The organism is Nocardioides lianchengensis, from assembly GCF_900101465.1.
GTDB lineage: Bacteria > Actinomycetota > Actinomycetes > Propionibacteriales > Nocardioidaceae > Nocardioides > Nocardioides lianchengensis.
In genome coordinates, this window is sequence record NZ_FMZM01000011.1 from 33,303 (window position 1) to 55,117 (window position 21,815).

Below are 21,815 nucleotides of genomic sequence, written 5' to 3' on the forward strand. Positions count from 1 at the left end.
GAAGGCCTCCGGTGAACCGATCCCTGCCCCGCCGTTCGCTCAGCGCGGTCCTCTCGGCCGGACTGCTGGCGGGCGGCCTCCTCGCCGTCCCGGCGGCCGCAGCCGACCCCGAGCCGCCCACGCCACTGCCGACGACGACGGTGCTGTCCCCGATCCCCGACGCCGTCGTCGACGAGGGCCTCACCCTGAGCGCGACGGTCGGCACGGGCGGGCAGGGCGTCCCCACCGGAACCGTCGAGTTCCGCCCCGCCGACGACCTCGACGGCGATCCGGTCGCGAGCGCCCCGCTCGTCGACGACGGGGTCGGGAGCACCGACGACGCCGTCGCCACCTCGGTCGGCGACGTCACCGTGGGCCGGGTCGGCACGCCGTCGTACGTCGCGACGTACGTGCCCGACGCCGCGACCTGGGAGGGCAGCGAGTCCGACCCCGTCCAGGTCACGGTCACGGGACTCCCGGTGACCGTGACGGTGACGCTCGACCGCGTGGAGGCGGCCGTCGGTGACACCGTCACCGCGACGGTGACCTCGACGGCCAGCGACGGTGCCGTCGCGGCCGACCCGAGCAGCAGCACCATCGCCTTCGGGTCCGACGCCGCCAGCGCGTGGGGCGCGGGCGTGACCTCCCCGTCCGTGACGGCGACGGTGGCCGGCACCCACCAGGTCACGGTCGACGTCGCCCCCGCCGACCCGACCCGGTACGCCGACCCCGCAGCACAGTCGGCCACGGTCAAGGTCGGCGTCCCGACCACCACCACCTTCGACCCGATCCCGCCGGCGTCCCCGGACGCCGGGGGGTCCCTGACCCTCACTGCCGTCGTCGCCACCCAGGGAGCCGGCCGACCCGCCGGCACCGTGGTGTTCTCGAAGGTCGACGGCAGCACCGTCACCGACCTCGGCAGCCCCGCCGCGGTCGCGCTCGGCCCGGTCGCGGGGAACGCCGACCGGGCGACCGCGTCGAGGACCATCCCGGCCCCGGCCTCGGACGCGGTGTCCTACCGGGCCCGCTTCGTCCCGACCGACACCGCCGCGCACGCCGCGAGCGTCAGCACCGACCACGCCGTGACCCCGCAGAAGCGGACGGTCACCGTGACCGTCGTGGCGCCCTCCGCCCCGGTCCCGCGCGGCGGGAACGCCACCGTCACCGTCACCGCGAAGGACGGCGCGAACGGGGTCGCCCAGGACGGCAGCACCGTCACGGTCACCGTCGGCGACGGAACGCCCCAGGCCCTGACCGGGGTCGCGTGGTCGGCGGACGGGTCCGCCACGATCAGCGTCCCGACCGCGGCGGCCGGGAGGCACACCGTCTCGGTCACCTTCGTCCCGGACGACACGGCCGTCTACGCACTCCCGGACGCGCAGACCGCGACCTTCGAGGTCGCCCGCCCCACGACCACCACCCTCACCGGCCCGTCCACCACGCTCGTGGTGCAGGACGACGTGCCGCTGCAGGCCCGGGTGTCCTCCGGGGGCCACGGCATCCCGTCCGGCCGAGTGGACCTCTACACGGTCGACGAGGACGGCGACCCCAGCGCCAACCCGGTCGACACCGAGGTCCTGCCGACCTCGGGAGCCGGCACGACCGCCGACTCCGCGGAGGTGTCGTTCATCCCCGAGGCGGTCGACGGCACGACGACCTACCGCGCCGTGTTCGAGCCGACCGACGACGCGGACTTCGCCACCAGCGAGGACGACGCCGAGGTGACGGCGGAGCAGGCCCAGGTCGACGTGGCGATCGGTGTCGCGGCGACGATCCCCACCACGGCGTCCACGTTCACGATCCGCGCCACCGAGGTCGGCGCCGGCACCCCCGTGAAGGCCGCCAGCCTCGTCGTCAAGCTCGACACCACGACCCTCCCGGCGAGCGCCGTCACGTGGAACGCCGCCAGGACGGTCGCGACGGTCACGATCACGCCGGGCACCGCCGGGTCGCACACGGTGGAGGCGACCCTGGTCCCCGACAACGCCGTCCGGTACGACGCCCCCGGGCCGGCGTCCAGGAGCGTCGTCGCCAAGCACCCGCAGACCATTCACGCCTCGGTCACCGGCCCCTATTACGCCGACGGCGACCTCGCCGTCGGCGTGACGGACAACCAGACCGCCGCGTCGGCGGTGTCCACGACGCCCCTGACCTGCTCGGCGAGCACGCTGACGGTCAGCCTCCTCGCGCCCGGTGCCTGCCAGCTGACGGTGACGGCCGTGGAGGACGGGACGCACCTGGCGGGGACCACGGTCGTCGACTTCACCGTCGTCAAGCGTCCGGTGGGCGTGGTGCTCGACGTCGACCCCGGCTCGCCGGTCTACGAGGACGACGTGGTCATCACCGCCACCGCGACCGGCACCGGCAAGACGGCGTCGCTGCCGGGCGAGGGCACGCTCACCGTCACCCGGGAGGACGAGACCGAGCCGGTCCTGACCCGCACCTATCACTTCGGGGCCACCCCGCAGGAGACGATCACCCTCCCGCAGCCGGAGGTCGGCACCTACCAGGTCGCCGTCGACTTCACGCCCGGCACCGCCGCGCTCCGGGCGACCTACGAGGACGGCTCCGACAGCGAGTCGCTCGTCGTCGGGCTCGGGACGCAGGCGGTCGACGTCGAGGACGAGGACGACCACCTCTTCGTCGGCAAGACCTGGATCGGACCCGCTTCGGGCTCGAAGTCGGGCACCCCGGCGACGCTCGAGGTCCTGCCGCTCCCGGGCGACCCCGTCGGCGCGCCGCTGCACTGCGCGGCGACCGGCACCGACGGCCACGACCTGAAGATGCTCTCGGAGGGCAGCTGCCGGGTCCGGATGACGGTCGCGGAGACCGAGCGCTACGCGAAGGTCGTCCTCGTCGACACCTTCGACGTGGCCCTGCGCTCCATCGACCTGCAGGTCACCGCCGCTCCGACCGACACCACCGACACCGCGACGCGCTACCGCGAGCCCGTCACGATCAAGGTCGTCGCGACGGACGGCGACGCCGATGGCACCCCCGGCCCGGTGTCCGGCCACGGGACGGTCACCGTGAAGTCGCCGGCGGGCACCCTCACCCAGCGGGACCTCGTGCTCGTCGCCGGCACGGGCGAGGTCACCTTCCTCCCCACCGAGCTGGCGGGCCACGAGGTCGTCGTGTCGGTCGAGGAGCCCGACCCGGTCGCAGGCACGGCGACGTACGCCCCGCTGGCCGCCCCCGCGACCGCCCAGGAGACCTTCGACGTCGAGAAGGGCCGACAGCCCATCACCTGGGGCCCCGCCGACGCTTCCGCGCCGGACGGTCCCTACCTGGTCGACGAGACCTGGGTCCCGTCGGCGATCGGGGGCGGGAGCCCCCACGCCGTCGGGCTCACCTCGAACACCCCGAGCACCTGCGCCGTGGACGGGACCACGATCCGGGTGATCGCCGCCCCGGCGCCCGCCACCGTGGGCACCCCGGTCGTCTGCACGATCCACGCCCACCAGGACGGCAACGAGCTCTACCTCGACGGTGACCGCGAGGCGACCTTCGTCGTCACGCCGCGACCCGTCACCGTCACGCTCGACTGGACCGCCGACGCCGGGTCGGCCGGGGTCTTCGGCGACGACGTGACCATCACCGCAACCGCCACCGACGACACCGACGACACCCCGGTGCCGGACGTCGAGGCCACCGACGACGACCCCGCCGAGGTCTCGGGCACGGGCGTCATCATCGTCGACGGGCACCGGTTCCCGGTCACGTTCCACGACGGCGTCGCGACCTACTCCTGGACCGCCGACACCGTCGGCGACCACCTGCAGGTGTCCGCGGAGTTCGACCCCACGCGCGAGGACGTCTTCGCCGTGGCGGTGACGGACCGCAACGACCTGAAGATCACGAAGCGGCACCCCGGCCGACTCGACCCGGCCGAGGAGCCGCCCACGGCCCCCAACATCGGCGACGTCTGGAAGCCCCGGGCCCCGAGCCTCGGGTCGAGCCAGCCGGTGACGATCACGGCCGGGCCCTCCGCGGTGTGCGAGGTGCTCGGTCAGCCGACCGACGTCGGTGGCCAGTCGATCCGGTTCCTGTCCCTCGACGAGTGCGCGTACTCGATCACCCAGGCGGGCGACCACCACTACCTCGCGGCCACGCCGTACGACGGCTCGGTCGAGGTCGTGAAGGTCGCCGTCCGTCTCGTCCCGACGCCGCCCAGCGGCGCCGTGTACGGCGACGAGGTCGCGGTCGGGTTCACCGCGACCGACTCCAAGAAGGGCGACGAGCTCGCCGGCGACCTCGACCTGGCGGTCACCGACGAGGAGACCGGCGACGTCACCCACCACGAGCTCCAGGCGGCAGACGGCGCGTTCACGCTCCAGTTCGATGACCCGCTGCTGCTCGCGGGCGACTACACCGTCGACGCTTCGTTCGAGCCGGAGAACTCCGAGGACTACGCGCCCCAGGACGCCACCACCACGTTCGCGGTCGCGCTGCACCCGCAGACCGCGGCGCTCGCCCCGGCGGGCCAGGACCTGGCCGCGACCCAGGAGATCCACGCGACGTGGAAGCCGAGCTTCGCCCTCACGGACTCGAAGGAGCCGGTGCAGCTGGTCGTCGTCGCCTCGGGCAGCGCGGCCGAGACGCAGGCGGAGTACGAGCCGGGCGGCCGCTTCCACGGTGACGACTCGCTGGACCCCGTCGCCGAGCGGTGGGTCGCGAAGCCGCTCTCGTGCGTCGTGTCGACCGACCGGTCCACGGTCACCTTCGTCGCCGAGGGGCCGTGCCGCCTCCAGGCCGTCGCGCCCGCCGTCGAGCGCAAGTACGCCGCGTCGCCGCCCGCGTTCACCAAGGTCGTCCGCGCCGAGCGCACGCCCCAGAGCCTGAAGATCACGCCGCCCGAGGGCCAGCCGACGGTCGGCGTGCGGCTTCGGGTCAAGGCCGATGCCCGGATCGGGAACCCCGGCGTCCGCGCGGCCGCCGGCCGCGGGCCGCTGACCGTCCTCGACCCGACCGGCGCCGAGGTGCCCGGGTCCCCGTCGGCGAAGGTGAACTGGTACGGCGGCGGCCAGGTCTTCAACTTCACCCCCCGCAAGGCGGGCATCTACAAGATCGACGCGGCGTTCCGGTCGACCGACCGCTTCGCCTACGACTGGGTCGGCGTCGATCCCGACGACCACACCTTCGAGGTCCTGCCCGGCCCCCAGGACCTCCGGCTGGTGACCGCGCCCCCGAGCAGCCAGCTGGTCGGGCAGAGCTGGGTCCCGGACGTCGCTCCGACCGCCTCCGGCCAGCCGGTCGACGTCCGCCGGAAGAGCGGCCCGTGCACCGTCCGGGCCGCCACACCCGGGGACGCCGAGACACCCGCGACGCCGCGCACCGTGACGTTCGACGGCATCGGCCCGTGCGTGCTCGAGCTCCACGCCGCCGCCACCGCCGACTACGTGGAGACCACCGTCACCCTGCCGACCATCCAGATGGAGCAGACGGCGGTCGACGTGACCGTCCGGTCCGGTGACCTGCAGGTCGGCTCCCCGGCCACGATCTTCGTGACGGCCACCTCGGCCACCGACGGTCGGGCCGTCGACGGCAGCGGCACCGTCCTGCTCACCGTCGGCGGCACGGCCGTTCCCGAGGGCGAGGTCGTCCGAAGCGCGTGGACGAACGGGGAGCAGCGCCTCTCCTGGACGCCCACGACGGCCGCTCACGACTTGAAGGTCGAGGTCGACTTCGATCCCGCGACCTCGTCGTACACGCCGGTGCGGAACGCCACGCGGACGCTGGGCGTCGCCTCGGGCGCGCAGTGGGTGCGCGTCGGGACCGAACCCGACACGGCGGTGCACGTCGACGAGACGTGGAAGCCGTCCCCGAGCGGGGCCGGTGCCCCGGGCGCCGCGGTCACGGTCACCGCCACACCGGCCTCCGTGTGCGTCGTCGACGGGACCGGCGACGACACCACGATCAGCTACCGCGCCGCCGGCACCTGCACCGTGACGACCTCCCTGCCGCAGCGACCCGCGCATGTCGCCGCCGGGGTCCGCCCGGACTGGGTCGGCGCCCAGCGGGTCGACGTCATCCGGGTCGCCGCGCACCCTTCGACGCTGTCGCTCACCCTGCCGCCGCAGGACGAGCTCCTCTTTGGCCGGCAGCTGGTGCTCCGGGCCCAGGTCGTCGGCCGGGTCGGCAACGCCGGCACGCCCGAGCCGGTGGCGGGCACGGTGCAGTTCACCTACGACGGCGAGGTGCTCGAGCCCGACACCGACCCCGACACCGTCCCGCCGGCGGACCCCACCCGGATCACGCTGGTGGACGGGTGGGCCGAGATCCGGGTGACCCTGACCGAGGAACACGTCCTCGACGGGGAGCTGTCCTACCGGCACGAGTTCGGGGCGGTCTTCACCCCGACTGCGGACCAGGAGGACTACTGGATCTACGAGCCCGACGGGATCGACCCCGTGGCCGCCTCGGTCTCGCTGCAGCAGACGGAGGTCGCCACGACCACGGCGCCCGCGGCGCTGCGGATCGGGCAGACCTGGACCACGGGGGTCGAGCTGCCCGGACGCGACCTCGACGACCTGGTGATGAGCCTGCGACCCGGGGACGAGACCGCGTGCGCGATCGACCCGGACGAGCACACGCTCACCGTGCTCCAGGTGACGTCCACCGACCAGCAGTGCGAGATCCGCTATCACGCCGAGACCGACGGCCAGTGGGCCGCCGCCCGCGAGGTCCGGCAGCCGGTCCGGATCGTGCGCCATCCCACCAACGTCACCGTCTCCGCGACCAACACCCCCACCGCAGGCGGTCCCCTCGGGCTCCAGGCCGTCGTGCTCTCGCCCGGGGCCGAGGCGACCGCGACGACCACGGGCGTCGAGGCGAGGATCCCGACCGGGAACGTCGAGTTCTTCGTGGGCGACGACAGCGTCGGGACCGCTCCGACCATCGACGGGCGGGCGACGCTCGCGGTGCCGGTGGCCCCGCGGGCCGGGAACCTGCCTCTCAAGGCCGTCTTCGTTCCGACCGGCGGCGCGGCCTCGCCGTACGCCGGCGACGACTCACCGCCGACCACCGTGCCGGTCGCCCCCGCGCCGACCACCACGGGCACGGTCACCATCCTCGACGGCCGGCTCAGCGCGAACGTCAGCCGCACGCTCCAGCCCGTCCCCCCGATCACCGGGGAGGTCGAGTTCAGCTACCAGGCGCTCACCGCCGGTTCCCCCTGGACCGCGATCGGCCGCGCCGACGTGACGGCCGGCACCGCCGTGCTCGCCGCGATGCCGCCCGCGACCGAGGCGGTCCGCCTCCGCGCGGAGTACGTCGGCGACGGTCACCACCTGGGCAGCACCGGTGCGACCACCGAGCGCCTCCTGCCCACGATCACCTGGAGCCTCACCTCCGGCTCCAGCACCGGCTGGAACGGCCAGGCGGTCCGGGTCGTCTACAAGTGCACCCCCCCGATCGGGGTCCAGCTCGACGGCACCTGCCCGCCGTACGAGTTCACCCGCGACGGGCGCGACCAGTCGGTCACCGCGACCGTGAAGGCCCGCAACGGCGGCCAGGCGTCGGTGACGGTCTCCGGCATCAACGTCGACCGGACCGCCCCGACGGTGAGCATCGGCGGTGTCGCTCCCGGCGTCCGCTACCGCGGCACCACGCCGCGGGCGCTCTGCCGCGGCCGAGACGCCCTGTCCGGGGTCGCGTCGTGCACCATCACCCGCAGCCCGCTCGGCGGGGACCGCTACCGCGACGTCGCCGTCGTCGTGGACCGGGCCGGCAACCGGGGCACCGCCCGGGTCGACTTCGAGATCCTCGACGAGTGGGTCCGCAACGCCCCGCTGGTGCAGGGCGGCTTCCAGGTCAAGCGCGGGACCAAGCAGCGGATCGTGGTCCGCACCGACGGACCGCAGCCGCAGCTGATGCTGCCGGACAAGAAGGGCCGGCTGCGCCCGAGCAAGGTCCTGCGGGCCAGCGACGTCACTGAGGGCTACGTGACGTGGTTCGTCGACGTGACCGTCCCCCAGTCGGTGCGCAACGGCCGCAGCTGGCGGATCGGCTACCGCCTGGTCGAGGACCGGAGCGTCCAGGAGGTCCGGATGCGCCTCGACGTCGTCCGCAAGCCCGCCGCCGGCGACCGACGCCGGCGGTGACCGCCTGAGCCGTGGTCCAGACCACGGCTCAGGCCGCCGCTCGGGCGGCCGATGGGGGTCCCATGATGCTCGTGATCGCGCTCGTCATCGTGTGCTGGATCATCCTCCCGCTGCCCGTCGCGGTCGCTGTGGGCCGGTCGTTCAACGCCGGGAACCGTGGGCCGGTCCCGCCGTCGTACGGGCCCGACGGGGTCGACGCGGCCGCCGGCGGTACGCCGGACCGCCCCGGCGACCTCGCGGCCTGATCCTTCCCCGGCGTGGGCTCAGCCCACGCGCGCAGCCGGGCGAGCTGCCGGGCGCACCGGCTTGGGGGCCGTCCGACCCGCGGCGAGGCGGGCCAGCAGCAGGAGCACCGCGGCCTCCTGGGGCTCGCGGCCGCCCTCGTGCGGGGTGGTCAGCAGCAGCCGCTGCAGCCAGTTGCGGAGCTGGGTCTCCCCGATCTCCATCTCCACCAACACCGCACCCCGGTCGTCGTGCAGCACCAGCCGCCGGCGCCGGGCGTCGAAGACCGCCCGACCCTCACTGAGTCGCTGGATGTCCTTGCCGATCTCCGCCATTCACGTCCCCTTGGTCCGATGTCTGCGACGGGTGGACGTCGGTGTCCGGGATCCATTACGCCCGGGCCGACCCGGTCCAGACCGGCGGATCAGGGTGAACACGCGGGTGATTCGTCGCGGTGGATCGTCGTACCGCGCCGGTTCGAAGGGCGTACCGGCGGGTACTCGTTCGTCTACGCTCAGGCCCAGGCGACCGATACGCCTTCAGGGACGAGCCCCCCACGCAGACTCTGGTGACAGGTGACGATGGCGCGATTGCTGACGCTCAACCCTGCGGGTCGTCGTCGCTGGTTCCTCATCTGGCAGGCCCCCGTCCTGTTCCTGGTCGCGCTGCTGACCCTGGCCCTGGCGATCACCGCCCCGGGCCTGCTGACGACCCCCTCGACACTGGCCGGCGCCGCGGCCCTGGCCCTGGGCGCCGCGATCGCGCTGCCGCTGCCCGTCCGCTTCCTGGCCGTGGTCCCGGTCCTCGACATCGTCGCCATCGCGGTGATCCGCTCGCAGGACGTCGGGACGCTGATCTCGATCAGCTCGATCGCGCTGATCCCGATCCTGTGCCTCGGCTTCCACTTCGGCCGGTCCGGGGTCGCGCTCGCGTCGTGCGGAGCGGTGCTCATCACCGCGCTCCCCTACCTGCGCGCCTCCGAGGCACCCCACGCGACCCAGTGGATCGGCCTGCTCGCGCTCCCGACGGTCTCGGTGATGCTCGCCCTGGTCGCCCAGCTCGGGTCCTCGATCCTGGCCGACCGGTCCGAGAAGCTGAGCCGGGCCTTCGCCCGGTCCTCCGAGCAGCTGGAGATCACCCGCTCGCTGATCGAGGTGCTGCCGGTGGGGCTGGCCTACCACGGCCCCGACGGCGAGCGCCGGCTCGCCAACCGCCGGGCGTTCGAGTTCGCGCTGCTCGCCGGCATGGACGTCGAGAACCCCGACCGCCCCGGCACCTCCGTGTGGCGCGAGGACCGGATCCGCCGGGTCCCGCCGGAGGAGCAGTTCGTCACCCGCGCCCTCTCCGGCGCCGAGATCGAGGCCGAGCTGGTCTGGCTCGGCGAGCCGGGCTCCCAGGCGGCGGTCGCCGTCTCGGCCCACCAGGTCACCTCCGCGGCGGGCGATCCGCTCGGCACCGTCGTCGTCTCGCTCGACGTGACCGAGCTGGTCGAGTCGGTGCGGGTCCGCGACCAGTTCCTCGCCACGCTCTCCCACGAGCTGCGCACGCCGCTGGTCTCGGTCGTCGGCTACCTCGACATCATCTCCGAGGAGCTCGAGGGCGGTGACCCCGAGCTCGTCGAGATGCTCGGTACGGCGCGCCGCGGCGCCCGGACCCTCACCGACCGGATCTCGCACCTGCTCGTCGCCGGCTCCCAGGACCGGCTCACCCTCGACCTGGACCGGGTCGACCTCAGCGAGCTCGTCGGCACCGTCGCCGAGCGACACCGCCACTCCGCCGGCACCCGGGGCGTGCAGCTGAGCTGCGACCTGCCCCCCGTGGTCACCACGGCCGACCCCCACAAGATCGAGCTGGTCGTCGACAACCTGGTCTCCAACGCCGTCAAGCACACCGCCATGGGCGGGTCGGTCGAGATCAGCCTGCGGTCCGGGCCCCAGATCATGCTGATGGTCGGCGACACCGGGTCCGGTCTGGCCCGGCACGAGCGCGAGCGCGCCTTCGACCGCTTCTACCGCACCGACTCCGCCCGCCGCGACGCCGTCCAGGGCCTCGGGCTCGGGCTGAGCATCTGCAAGGCGGTCGTCGAGGCGCACGGGGGCGAGATCTCCATGGTCACCAGCCCCGGCCAGGGCACGACCGTCACCGTGGTGCTGCCCGCCCTCACCGGCTGACCCGAGCCGGACCAGACCGGGGTGAGGGCTCGGGTGATTTCCACCCCAGGCTGCGGGGAATCGTCAGCGGGGGGCTTCGCGATCCCCGATCATGGGACGTCGTACCCGTAGACCTGGAAGGTGGACCTGGTGACGGCGTTCCTCGAGCCGGACTCCGCCACGAGTGACCTCGACCTCATCGTTCGGGCCCGCCAGGCCGACCGGGACGCCATCGAGGAGCTCTACCTCCGCCACCGCGAGCCCGCACTGCGCTACGCCCGCTCGCTGACCGACCCGGTCACCGCCGAGGACGTCGTCGCCGAGTCCTTCGCCCGGGTCCTGGAGACCCTCCGCGCCGGCGGCGGCCCCACCCTGGCCTTCCGGCCCTACCTGCTGCGGACGGTCCGCAACGTCCACGTCACCCACGTGCGCGGCGACAGCCGGTTCGTCTGGGTCGAGGACGAGGCCGTCCCCGACGACCCGCTGCCGCGCGACGAGGCCGCCGAGCGGCAGGAGTCGACGGTGCTGGCGAGTGCCTTCTCCTCGCTCCCCGAGCGGTGGCAGGCGGTGCTGTGGCACACCGCGGTCGAGGACGACGACCACGCGACCGTCGGCCGACTGCTCGGCATCAAGGCCAACGCCGTCGCCGCGCTGGGCTTCCGCGCCCGAGACGGGCTGCGGAAGGCCTACCTGAGCGCCCACCTGGCCGCGGCCCGCGACGAGGCGTGCCGGCCCTACCGCGAGCAGCTCGCGCCGTACGTCCGCGGTCGGCTGCGCCGTGAGGCCCGTGCCGAGGTCGAGCTGCACCTGGACGGCTGCGCCGACTGCAGCGCGGGCGTGCTCGAGCTCGGTGCCCTCAACTCCCAGCTCGGCGCCGTCCTGGCACCGGCACTGCTGGGCGCCTCCGCCACCGGGTACGCCGCCACGGTCACCGCGGCCGCCACCGGAGGCTGGGCCGGTCTGGTCGCCTCCGTCGGTCGCCGGTCCCAGCGGTTCACCAACCCGGCCGTGGCCGCCGGGGCCGCCGCCGTCGCGGCCGTCGCGGCCGTCGCCGTGACCGCGGTGGTGGTCACCAGCGCCCCCGAGGCACCGCCCGAGGCCGCGCCGCCGCCCGCGGCGAACGCCAGCCCGACGGCGGTCCCGCCTCCCGCCGATCCGGCGCCCGCCACCACGCCGCCGCGGACGCGCCCGGAGCGCCCGTCGCCGACCGCGGCCGTCGTCCCGGTCGTCGACCCCGAGCCGCCCGCCCCGGCCACCACCTCCGCGAGCCCGACCCCGAGTCCCACCCCGAGCCCCACTCCGACCAGGTCGCCGAGCCCGAAGCCCACGCGCAGTCCCACGCGCCCCGACGTCCCGGTGCCGACCCCGACCGCGAAGCCGTCCCCCTCGCCGACGTACGCCTCGACCGAGGACCTGTCGCTGACCGCCGGACTCTTCGAGTACTTCGGGCCGCACCACCACGTCGAGATGGTGGTCACCGCTCCGATCGCGGCGGTGGTGACCCTCGACGTGCGCGGCTACCAGAGCCACACGATGCACACCGACGTCGGCTTCCCGACCGCCACCTGCACCCCCGGGCCGACCGTGGACGACCGGACGGTCCTGACCTGCCCGCTCGAGCCCGGCACCGGCGTGCTCGCGGTCGACCTCGTGGTCAGCACCCGGCTGGACCTGCGCGCCCGGATCACCGCGCCGGGCAACGGCGACCCCCAGCCCGAGAACGACACCTGGACGTACCTCGAGGGGTGAGCCGCGCCGTGCGGGTTGTCCTACGCCGCGTCAGTCCAGCAGGCCGAGCGCGTAGGCGCGGGACACCGCCTCCTCGCGGGTCGTGGCGCCGAGCTTGCGGTAGAGCGCCTGCAGCTGGGTCTTGACCGTGTTCGTGGAGACGAACAGCGCGGCCGCGATGCTGTCGCGGGGCAGCGGTCCCCGCAGCATCTCGAGGATCTCGCGCTCCCGGCTGGTCAGCTGCACCACCTCGACCGACGCCGGGTGGACCGGGCCGCCCGGCACCAGCTCCAGCAGCCGCGGCCAGGGTGCCCGCAGGGTCAGCTCGTCGCCCGCCGTCCGGGCTGCGGCGGTGCGGTCGGCCCGGCGGTGGGTCTCGGCGGTGAGCAGCAGCGCCTCCATCCGCAACCGGCGCGGGCTCGTGGGCGGGTGGGCCACCGCGGCGAGCTCCGCGCCCGCGACCTCCAGGTCGCCGGCCATCAGCGCCAGCCGCCCCCGCACCAGCCGGGTCGCCGCACTGTCGGTCATCCACTCCAGGACGGTCGCGGCCTCGGTCGCCCGGCCGGTGGCGAGCAGCAGGTCGAGCTCGGCGGTGTCGAGGGTGCAGCGGGCCATCGAGCCGACCGGCGCCCGCAGCGCGTGCTCGGCCCGCTGCTGCCGGAGCACGTGCAGGGCCTCGGAGCGCGCCGGGGTCATCAGGGCCAGCTCGGCCCCGACGGCGGCCACCAGGTACCAGAGGTCGCCCGCCAGCCCGGTGCGGGCCACGGCCGCCAGCTCCCGACCCGCCTCGGCGAGCTCGAGCCGGTCCAGGGCCCCGATGGCGCGAGCCAGCCGGTGCGCGTCCGACTCGTCGTGACCGGCCCAGCCGCTCCAGCTGGCCAGCGCCTGATGGTCGGCCTCCAGCGCGGCGGCCAGCGCCAGCAGCGCCGCCGCCTCCGTCTCCCCGGCCAGCGCGGCGTGGGCTCGCAACCACCACCGACGAGCGGACTCCACGTCGCCGGCCTCGAAGCAGGCCAGGCCGGCCTCCAGCGCGAAGCGTCGTACGACGGCCGCCTCGGGCCGGCCCGCCGTGGTCAGCGCCTCCCCCCGCCGTACGGCGTCGCGAGCACCCGGGAGGTCCCCGCGGCGCCGGCAGGCGAGGACCCGGACCGTGCAGGCCGCGAGGTCCGGCCGGCTCGTCCCGGGCGCCGGCTCGACCGCCGGGCCGACGAGGCCCTCGACGCGCAGCTGGGTGGCCAGCGGACCGGCCTCGACCGGATCGTCCGCCAGCGTGGTCAGCAGGTCCGCGAGCAGGGCGGGGTCGTCGCGCAGCAGCTCCCACCACCGCAGCCGGAGCACCGCCCCGACCAGGTCCGCGCCCCAGGCGTCCAGGCCCACCCGGCGGCGCAGCACCTCCCGGAGCGCGGGCGCGGTCCGGACCAGCAGCCCGTCGTCGGCCACCTCGACCGACCCGACCTGCTCGAGGTCCGCGAGCGGGTCGCCGTCGAGCTGCGCCAGCAGCGGGGCCAGCGTCGCCGACGGGACCGCCGAGCCCGCCACGGTGGCGAGCACCTCGAGCCCGAGCCCGCTCCCCACCTCGTCGAGGCGTACGCCGAGGGCGGCGCGCGCCCGCTCCCGCGACCAGCCGCCGCCGGCCCCGGGCAGCGGCAGGCCGCTGACGACGGTGCCGACGTGACCGTCGGTCCAGGCCAGCAGGTCCTGCGGTGCCGGAACGTCGACCAGCTGCAGCAGCTCGTCCGCGTCCAGGGCGAGGTCGGCCCCGGTCAGCACCTGGCTCTCGACCTCGGTGCGCAGCCGGAGCACCGAGGCGTGGCCGGCCCGCAGCGCCACCACCAGGTGCAGCGACGACGACCCGCGGACCCGCTCGACCAGGGTCCGGAGCCCGCCGGGTCCCAGGGCGTCGGCCCGGTCCACCACCAGCGCGGCCCGGCGACCGCTGCCGACCAGCGCGGACGTCAGGGACGCGAGAGCGGCGGGGTCCACTCCGCCGGAGGCGGCGTCGTACCACGCGACGCTCTCGCCGCGCCCGCGCGCGGCCGCCGTCCACTGCGCCGCCAGGGTGGTCTTGCCGGCTCCCCCGGGCGCGTGCAGGACGGTCAGCGGGAGCCACCGGTCCAGCCGCTCCAGGAGCCGGGGTCGGGCACGGGCCGACGGCGGGAGCCGCGGCAGATCGGTCAGCTGGTCGGGGGGCAGCTCGCTCACGCAGCACAGACGGGCTTCGGGCGCTGGGCTTACGCGGCGCCTCGACCGGTCTGGTCCACCGGTCCGGACGCGACGACGGGCGGGAGGCCCCGAGGCCTCCCGCCCGTCGTCGTCACGCCTTCCCGCGGGCTACTTCAGGCGGACCGTCCGCGCCGGCGCGGAGCTGGACGCATAGCTGCCGGTCGCGGTGAAGGACACCGTCACCGTCAGCTTCCTGCCCTGCGCCCGCGCCTTGGTCGGGACCTTCAGACTGACCTTGCCGGAGGCCGGCAGCGTCACCGTGCGGGTCAGGCTGGCGCCGCCCCGGACCTTGACGGTCAGCTTGCCGGTGACCGGCGTACCGGCGACCGCACCGCTGACCGACGCGACGACGGACAGCTTCCGGCCCGCCTTCACGGACGAGGCGACCTTGACGGCCGTCCGGGTCGCCTTCCGGGCGACCGTGTACGGCGCCGACGCGACCGCGGACGCCTCGGCGTCGGCGGAGCCGAGGTACTGCGCCGTGACGGCGTAGGACCCGGCGGGCAGCGTCGCCGGCAGGCGGTACGACGCCCGCCCGGACCCGTCGACCGGCACCGTGACCGTCCGTCCGCCGAAGGTCAGCCGGACGTCGCCGCCGACGGCGTTGGTGACCGCGACGCTCGCGGTGACCGCGGAGGCCCCGAAGGTCGCGGACCGCGCACCCAGGCTGAGCGCGACGGTGCTGGCGACCTTCTTGACCTCGTACGGCGCCGACGCCACGGTCGACGCCTCGGCGTCGGCCGAGCCGAGGTACTGCGCGGTCACGGCGTACGAGCCCGCCGACAGCGTGTCCGGCAGCGTGTACGACGCGTGCCCGCTCTCGTCCAGAGCGACCGAGACGGTCGTCGAGCCGAAGGTGATCTCGACGTCTCCGCCGCCGACCGCGCCGCCGACGGCGACGTCCGCGGTGACCGCCGACGAGCCGAAGGTGCCCGACGCCGCGCCCAGGGTGAGCGCCACGGTCGGGGTCGACTTCGCCAGCGTGAACGCGACCGGCGCGGAGGCCGAGGACGTGCTCACGGCGGTCTGGGCGAAGCTCGCCGACAGGGCGTGCGCCCCGGCGCCGAAGCCCGGCACCGGGAGGCTGGCCACGCCCGCGACCGTGTCGGCCGTGCCGAGCACGGTCTCACCGTCGCGGAACGTCACCGTGCCGGTGGCGTCGCCGCCGCCGACGGTGGCGGTGAGGGTGACCGGCTGCCGCAGCGCCGGGACCTCGGGCGAGACCGTGAGCGTGGTCGTGCTGGTGTCCCGGACGCCCAGGGCGCCGGTCGCCACGCGACCCGTGGCCGCCGCGGTGGCGGTGACCGCGAGGGCGCCGCGGGCGACGTCGGCAGGCACGGCCATGGTGGCGGAGACCGCCCCGGCCGGGTCGGCCGTCGCGACGACCGGCGCGAGGCCGGCGCCCGTGAACGTCACGGCCTCGCCGGCCCGGAAGCCGGTGGCCGAGACCGTCGCGTCGGTGCCGGGCACCGTGGTCGCAGCCGTGGCGACCGCACCACCGGCGCGGACCCCGGCCAGCTCGGCGCAGACCGCACCGGGCGTGCCGTACGCCGGCAGCGGGCCCGCGGACGCCGTCGTCCCGTCGTCCTCGCGGACCGAGAGCCAGCCCACGGCCTTCTTGCCCTGCACGGCGCCGGCCACGTCGATGACGCTGTACTTGATGTTCGTGCCGTTGGACGAGCTGGTGGCCTTGTCACCCTGCAGCGGGGCGGTGACGACCTTGCAGGTCTCGCCCGGGGCGAAGGTGACCTTCTCCATGGCGATGCCGGCCCGGCCGTTGGTCGCGCCCAGGAGCGAGACGTAGCCCGACACCGGGGTGGCGGCGGCCTGGTTGAGGTAGACGGCCAGGTCGACCGTGCCCGGGCCGTTGCCCTCGTCGATGCCGGGGGCGAAGACGTCGATGACCGGCTCGGTCTTGATCACGGCGGTGCCGACCGACGAGGTCTCGAAGGCCAGGTCGGAGAGGTAGACCCCGCCCGTGGGCAGCGCGTCCGCGCCGGGGGCCGCGGTGAAGCGGACCTCGCGCACGTCGGCGGTGTTCAGGCCCGCGGCGGCCAGGGCGGCGACCGGGACGTTGACCTGCTGCAGCACGACCTTCTTCAGCGTGCTCGTGGCCGAGCTGCTGGTCGAGGTCGGCATCCGCACCAGGGCGTACGGGTTGAGCGCCGAGACGAGCGAGGTCCAGGTGACGCCCTCGTTGTCGACCACCGTCATCGTCAGGTCGGTGCCCGTGGTGACGGTCTCGTCGGCGGCCACCTTGACCGAGAGCCGCTCGAAGCCGCTCGCGTTGCGCTTGCCGACCGGCACCGAGACCCGCACCTCGCCGGTCGCGCTGGTCCAGGTCATCCGAGTGACCGGGGTCGCCGGGACGTTGCCGCCGTTGGTGGCGGGCGTCCAGTGCGGCAGCTGCGACGAGGCCATCGTGGTGGTGCAGAACGGCAGGCTCTGCGGCGCCGTACGGCCGCTCATGCTGGCGCACGGGTTGGCGGTCGCCGTACCGAAGGAGCGGACCAGGGAGGTCGCCTCCTCGAAGCTCGCGAGCGTGGCCCGCTTGCTCGACGGGGCGGTCGCGACGGTGCGGACGTCCTCGCCGTTCAGGGCGGCGGGGACCGAGCCGGAGCCGTCGAACATCGGCAGGAACTGCTGCTCGCCCCCGAGGGTCAGCCGGAACCAGGCCGTCATGTACGACGTGCCCTGGGCGTACTGCTCGTCCGCCGTCATCCGGATCGAGGTGGCCGCGACACTGGCGTCCGTGCCGCAGGTCGGCTCGGTACGGCGGGCGGTGCTGTTGCTCCAGTCGTCGCTGACCGAGTTGAGGTACTTACCCGGCGTCCAGACGGTGTTGTAGAAGTTGTGGTTCGAGCCCATCACCCAGGTGCCCGAGCGCAGCACGTCGTCGCCGAACGCGTAGCGCGAGTCGTCGAGCATGTGCTGGCCCTGCTGGTTCGAGACGTCGCCGTCGCAGTAGGGCAGGATCACGTTCATCGGGACGTTCGGGACGGTCATCCGGGCGAAGTCGACCGGCGCGAGCGGCAGGATCGACTTGATCGCCCACGGGGTGGCCAGCGCCTGGTTGAGGGTGGCCGCCGAGGTGACGCCCTCGCCGCCGCGAGAGTGACCCATCAGGCCGATGGTCCGCAGATCGAACTTGCCGACCAGACCGGCGGCGGTGACGGTGTCGAGCTCCGGCGCACCGCCGACGAAGCCGTCGGCGCGGGTGGCGTACGACGCGGTGCCGTCGACCAGCGCCTGGTCGAGGGTGCGGTCGCGCTGCTGCCAGGCGTCGTAGTAGACGACGGGCTCACCCTTGGTGGCCTTGTCGAGCATGGTCAGGGTGTCGAGGATCAGCTGGCCGCGGGCCTGGGCGCCTTGGTCGGCGGTGAGCTCGGCGTCGTTGGAGTTGATCGCGTTGGCCGAGATCGACACGACCGAGTAGCCCTGGCTGGCCAGCGCCCGCGCGGTGCCGTCGTACCCGGCGTAGCTCGGGATGGATTTGCGCAGCTCGTTGGTGGGCGCGGTGGCGCAGGGCCAGCGCAGCGGGTTGGTCGGGTTCGGCCCATAGCAGGACGTGTGCCGGCCGTGCAACAGGATCACGGTCGGGCGGGCCCCGCCGGTGGTGGGCAGGTAGAGCTTGCCCTCGAGCTCGCCCCGGATCCCGCCGATCGCCGCGAGCGGGATGGCCTGGTCCCCGAACTTGTAGATCGACTCGGTCCAGTCGTAGCTGCCCGGCGCGGCCGGGTCGGTCTCGAGGGCGGCCGCCGCGCGCGCCACCTCGGGCACGCTGACGGCCCGGCTCGGCGTCCCGTCACCGGCGACCGACTGGCTGGCCCAGCCGGCGTCGGCCTTGCCGGCCGAGGCGACCTCCGGGTCGGTGGTGAAGACGCTGAGGGACTTGCCGTCGGCGGCCTGGGTCGCCAGGCCGACGGTCTCGCCATCGACGACGATCGTGGGGGCGTCCGACTTCATCGGCAGCGGCCGGTCGAGATCGACGGTGACCAGGTAGCCGCCAGGGGCGCGGCTCACGGTCCAGTCGTCGCCGGCGGCGACGGTGCCACCGGTCGGGTCGGCCGCTGAGGCGGGGGCCGGCAGCAGGCCGGCGAGCGGGGTGGCGAGCAGGGCGGCCGAGAGGCCGAGCCCTACGCGCCGTCGGGCGACGTGGCGCACGATGTGGCTCCTGAGGAGTCCGGTCGCCGCTCGGTTCGCGGCTGCTCTGACGCGGACCCGACGGCGAGGAGAGAGACGGGCGCCGTGAACCTAAGGAGGTCTCTTTACGACGGCGCGTCGATCGTGCGTCGGCCATGTTTCGGGTTGTCAGGTTGTATGACAATCTCCGACGGGCGCTCAGCCTCCGGCGAACGGCGGCAGCAGCTCGACCGAGGAGCCGGGCTCGACCAGCAGCGTCTCGGGGTCGGCGGAGCCCACCGGCCGGTCGTCGACCAGCACCGAGCAGGCCCGGACGACCTCCCCGAGAGTCGTGCCGGGGTGCAGGTCGACCACCCGGCGGACCAGCTCGGCCAGCCGGACCGGACCGCTCACCGGCAGCTCGTCCTGCGCCACGCCGGCCGCCGCCTTGGCCGCGGCCCAGTAACGAACGCGAATGAGTTCGGTCTCATTTGACCCAACTCCACCCGATGTGTCCGTCACGTTTCGGTATTCTTCCCTACAGCATCAAGACCGAGGCCCAGCGTTGCGTTTCGGTTCCCGCCCCATTGTCGGGAGGAAACCCAGATGAGCACCCTGCTTCTGCTGACCAGTGCCCTGCAGCCCTCGGCCGAGGTCCTGCCCGGTCTCGCCCTGCTGGGCCACCAGGTCAAGATCCTCCCCGCCGAGGGGAGCGCCCTGCTGGAGGCCCCGGACTCCGACCTGCTGCTCGTGGACGGTCGTCAGGACCTGGCCCACGCCCGCGACCTGTGCCGGCTGATCCGCACCACCGGCACCGACGTCCCCGTCCTGCTCGTCGTCACCGAGGGCGGCCTGGCCGTCGTCAGCCACGACTGGGGCATGGACGACGTCGTCCTGCACACCTGCGGCCCCGCCGAGCTGGAGGCCCGCATCAAGCTGGCCATCGGGCGGCTCAACGCCCGCCGCGAGGCCGCCGACCCCGACGCCCACGTCATCCGCTCCGGCGAGGTCGTCGTCGACGACGCGACCTACACCGCCAAGGTGGGCGGTCGCGCCCTCGACCTGACCTTCAAGGAGTTCGAGCTCCTGAAGTTCCTGGCCCAGCACCCCGGTCGCGTCTTCAGCCGCCAGCAGCTGCTCCAGGAGGTCTGGGGCTACGACTACTTCGGCGGCACCCGCACCGTCGACGTCCACGTACGCCGCCTCCGCGCCAAGCTCGGCCCCGAGAACGAGACCCTGATCGGCACCGTCCGCAACGTCGGCTACCGGTTCGTGCTCCCGACCAAGGAGACCGCCAAGGCCGAGGCCGACGCGCGCAGCACGACCCCGGCCGGGGAGTCCGTCGACGCCTGATCCATGATCGTGGAGCCGCGCACGCACCTGGTGCGTGTGCCACTCCACGGTCATGCGGCCTCCCCCGCGGTGCAGTCAGGCCCGCACGCCTGCACCTCGCCCGCCCAGCCGTGCCTCCGGAACAGGCGGGCGAGCCTGCCCGCGGTCCGGCACGGCCGGTCGAAGACCTGGGCCCAGCGGATGCGGACGCTCTCATCGCCCTCCACCCGAGCGTCGAGATCCCGGTCCGCATCCCGACCGGCGCCCTGCCATCCGGCGTGGCCCAGCTGTCCGTCCAGCTCGACCACCACACCGAGGTCGTCGTAGGACGCATCCCGGTACTCGACGCCACCATCGCCTCTCCGCGGCGCCTGGCGTCGCGGGGTCGGCAGGCCGTGCGGTCTCTCGACCAGGTTCCAGAAGCCCTGCTCGAGGACCGAGCAGGCGCCGCCCTCGAGGTCGTCGAGCACCGCCGCGACCCAGGCTCGTCGATTCATCCGGGCTCGTGCGACGAGCTGGGCCCGCAGACGCGGCGCCGTCGTACGACGCGAGCCGACGGCGTCGCTGAGCAGGCGGATGACCTCGCTCTCCGACCCGGCCCGGTCGACCCGCTCGAGCACGTTCGGCTCCACCCGCAGCCGCGGCGGACTGGTCGTCCAGCGCACCAGCTCCTGCAAGCCGACCATCCGGTGGATCCGCACGTCCGGCGCTCCCGACACACGTCGGGTCCGGTCCACCGCGACGTGGATCACCGCGTCGGGGTCAGGATCGGACTCCGCCGACTCCAGGCAGAGGGCCGCTGGGCCGGCGTGCAGCACCGCGGCCCATGCGCGCTGGGACCAGGTGAGCGGGCCGGTGTGGTCGACGTACACCCTCCGGTGGACCCGGACGATCTCGCGCCGCCGCAACATCCGGTCGAGGTCGTGACGCTGCAGACCCGCAGCCCGCAGTTGCGACCAGGTCGCCACCCCGTCCTGGCCCACGAGCACCGCTCGCACCTCCGCCCGTGTCTCAGCGTCCACCGGATCACCTTGTCCGGACCGGCCGACCTCAGCCACCGTGGACGGCCGGCCTGTGGATGACCGTGGAGTCCTGCGCGCACCAGGTGCGTGCCCCGCTCCACGATGCGTCCGCCTAGGCTCGCGGACGTGAGCATCGAGGAGATCGCCGCCGAGGCCGAGGCGTACGACGGCGCCGCGCCGCTGGACGAGGCCACCCTGCTGACCCTGCGCCACCACCCCGAGCGGGTGCGCGCGCAGGAGGACGCCGACGGGTTCGCGCTGCTCGTCGACCGCGAGCTGAGCCTGGTCGTGCGGCCCGAGGCCCGCGGGCGGGGTCTGGGCCGGGGGCTGCTCGAGCGGGCGCTGGCCGACGCCGGGGACGGCGAGCTGCTCGCCTGGTCGCACGGCCACCACCCGGCCGCCGCGGCGCTCGCGTCGTCGTACGACTTCACGCAGGTGCGGGACCTGTGGGTGATGCGCCGACCGCTGGGCGACCTGCCGCCGCTGCCCTCGTCGGACGTCGAGGTCCGCGGCTACCGGCCGGCGGACGCGGCGGACGTCGTCCGGGTCAACGCCGCCGCCTTCGCCCACCACCCGGAGCAAGGCGCGATGGACGAGGCCAACCTGGCCGAGCGGATGGCCGAGGACTGGTTCGACCCGGCGGGGCTGCTGATCGCGGAGCGCGACGGCGCCGTCGTCGGCTTCCACTGGACCAAGCACCACACCCCCGCGCTCGGCGAGGTGTACGTCGTCGGCGTCGACCCGGCCGCCCAGGGCGGCGGGCTCGGCAAGCTGCTGACCCTCGCCGGGCTGCACCACCTCGCGACCACCGGGCACACCGAGGTGCTGCTGTACGTCGAGTCCGACAACGCGCCGGCCGTCCGCGTCTACTCCGGCCTGGGCTTCACCCACGCCCCCGCCGACACCCACGTCCAGTACCGCCGATAGTCCCTGAC

At 74.3% G+C, this 21,815-nt stretch carries 11 protein-coding genes; 6 read left to right on the forward strand and 5 right to left on the reverse strand.

The window, feature by feature from the left end; genetic code table 11:
* Positions 1-11: 11 nt before the first annotated feature.
* Both BLT76_RS18870 and BLT76_RS18875 read left to right on the forward strand, forming a co-directional pair.
* A complete protein-coding gene (locus BLT76_RS18870) occupies positions 12-8,081 on the forward strand; it encodes an Ig-like domain-containing protein (RefSeq protein ID WP_090859704.1) in 8,070 nt (2,689 codons plus the stop codon).
* A gap of 62 nt (positions 8,082-8,143) precedes the next feature.
* Positions 8,144-8,326: a hypothetical protein gene (locus tag BLT76_RS18875; protein ID WP_090859706.1), complete on the forward strand. Its 183-nt coding sequence runs from the start codon at positions 8,144-8,146 to the stop codon at positions 8,324-8,326.
* Positions 8,327-8,344: 18 nt separating this feature from the next.
* Here BLT76_RS18875 and BLT76_RS18880 read toward each other — a convergent pair whose 3' ends face one another.
* Entirely contained in the window at positions 8,345-8,638 is a 294-nt protein-coding gene (locus tag BLT76_RS18880; RefSeq protein ID WP_090859709.1) for a hypothetical protein, read from the reverse strand.
* A 255-nt stretch (positions 8,639-8,893) separates the two neighbouring features.
* On the opposite strand from BLT76_RS18880, the gene BLT76_RS18885 reads away from it, so the two are divergent.
* Both BLT76_RS18885 and BLT76_RS18890 read left to right on the forward strand, forming a co-directional pair.
* Complete coding sequence (locus tag BLT76_RS18885; RefSeq protein WP_170867147.1) at positions 8,894-10,474, forward strand: sensor histidine kinase; 1,581 nt, start codon at positions 8,894-8,896, stop codon at positions 10,472-10,474.
* Positions 10,475-10,603: 129 nt separating this feature from the next.
* A complete protein-coding gene (locus BLT76_RS18890) occupies positions 10,604-12,202 on the forward strand; it encodes a sigma-70 family RNA polymerase sigma factor (protein WP_170867148.1) in 1,599 nt (532 codons plus the stop codon).
* A 30-nt stretch (positions 12,203-12,232) separates the two neighbouring features.
* Here BLT76_RS18890 and BLT76_RS18895 read toward each other — a convergent pair whose 3' ends face one another.
* The 3 genes from BLT76_RS18895 to BLT76_RS18905 all read right to left on the reverse strand — a co-directional run bounded on the left by BLT76_RS18895 (position 12,233) and on the right by BLT76_RS18905 (position 19,048).
* Complete coding sequence (locus tag BLT76_RS18895; protein ID WP_090859714.1) at positions 12,233-14,383, reverse strand: helix-turn-helix domain-containing protein; 2,151 nt, start codon at positions 14,381-14,383, stop codon at positions 12,233-12,235.
* A 129-nt stretch (positions 14,384-14,512) separates the two neighbouring features.
* Positions 14,513-18,568 (reverse strand): Ig-like domain-containing protein, encoded by a 4,056-nt coding sequence (locus tag BLT76_RS18900; RefSeq protein WP_090859716.1) that lies wholly within the window; start codon positions 18,566-18,568, stop codon positions 14,513-14,515.
* 177 nt (positions 18,569-18,745) lie between these two features.
* On the reverse strand, positions 18,746-19,048 hold the full coding sequence (locus BLT76_RS18905) for a MoaD/ThiS family protein (RefSeq protein WP_211753069.1): 303 nt from the start codon (positions 19,046-19,048) through the stop codon (positions 18,746-18,748).
* Positions 19,049-19,132: 84 nt separating this feature from the next.
* Between BLT76_RS18905 and BLT76_RS18910 the strand changes: the two genes are divergently transcribed.
* Complete coding sequence (locus BLT76_RS18910) at positions 19,133-19,879, forward strand: response regulator transcription factor (RefSeq protein ID WP_090859718.1); 747 nt, start codon at positions 19,133-19,135, stop codon at positions 19,877-19,879.
* Between the two features lie 50 nt (positions 19,880-19,929).
* Here the strand turns inward: BLT76_RS18910 and BLT76_RS18915 are convergent, their stop codons facing one another.
* Complete coding sequence (locus tag BLT76_RS18915) at positions 19,930-20,880, reverse strand: type IV toxin-antitoxin system AbiEi family antitoxin domain-containing protein (protein ID WP_211753071.1); 951 nt, start codon at positions 20,878-20,880, stop codon at positions 19,930-19,932.
* Positions 20,881-21,006: 126 nt separating this feature from the next.
* Here BLT76_RS18915 and mshD point away from each other — a divergent pair, with 126 nt between their 5' ends.
* Positions 21,007-21,807 carry a mycothiol synthase gene (gene mshD, locus BLT76_RS18920; protein ID WP_244509486.1) on the forward strand — a complete coding sequence of 267 codons (801 nt, stop codon included), beginning with the start codon at positions 21,007-21,009 and terminating at the stop codon, positions 21,805-21,807.
* Positions 21,808-21,815 lie beyond the last annotated feature (8 nt).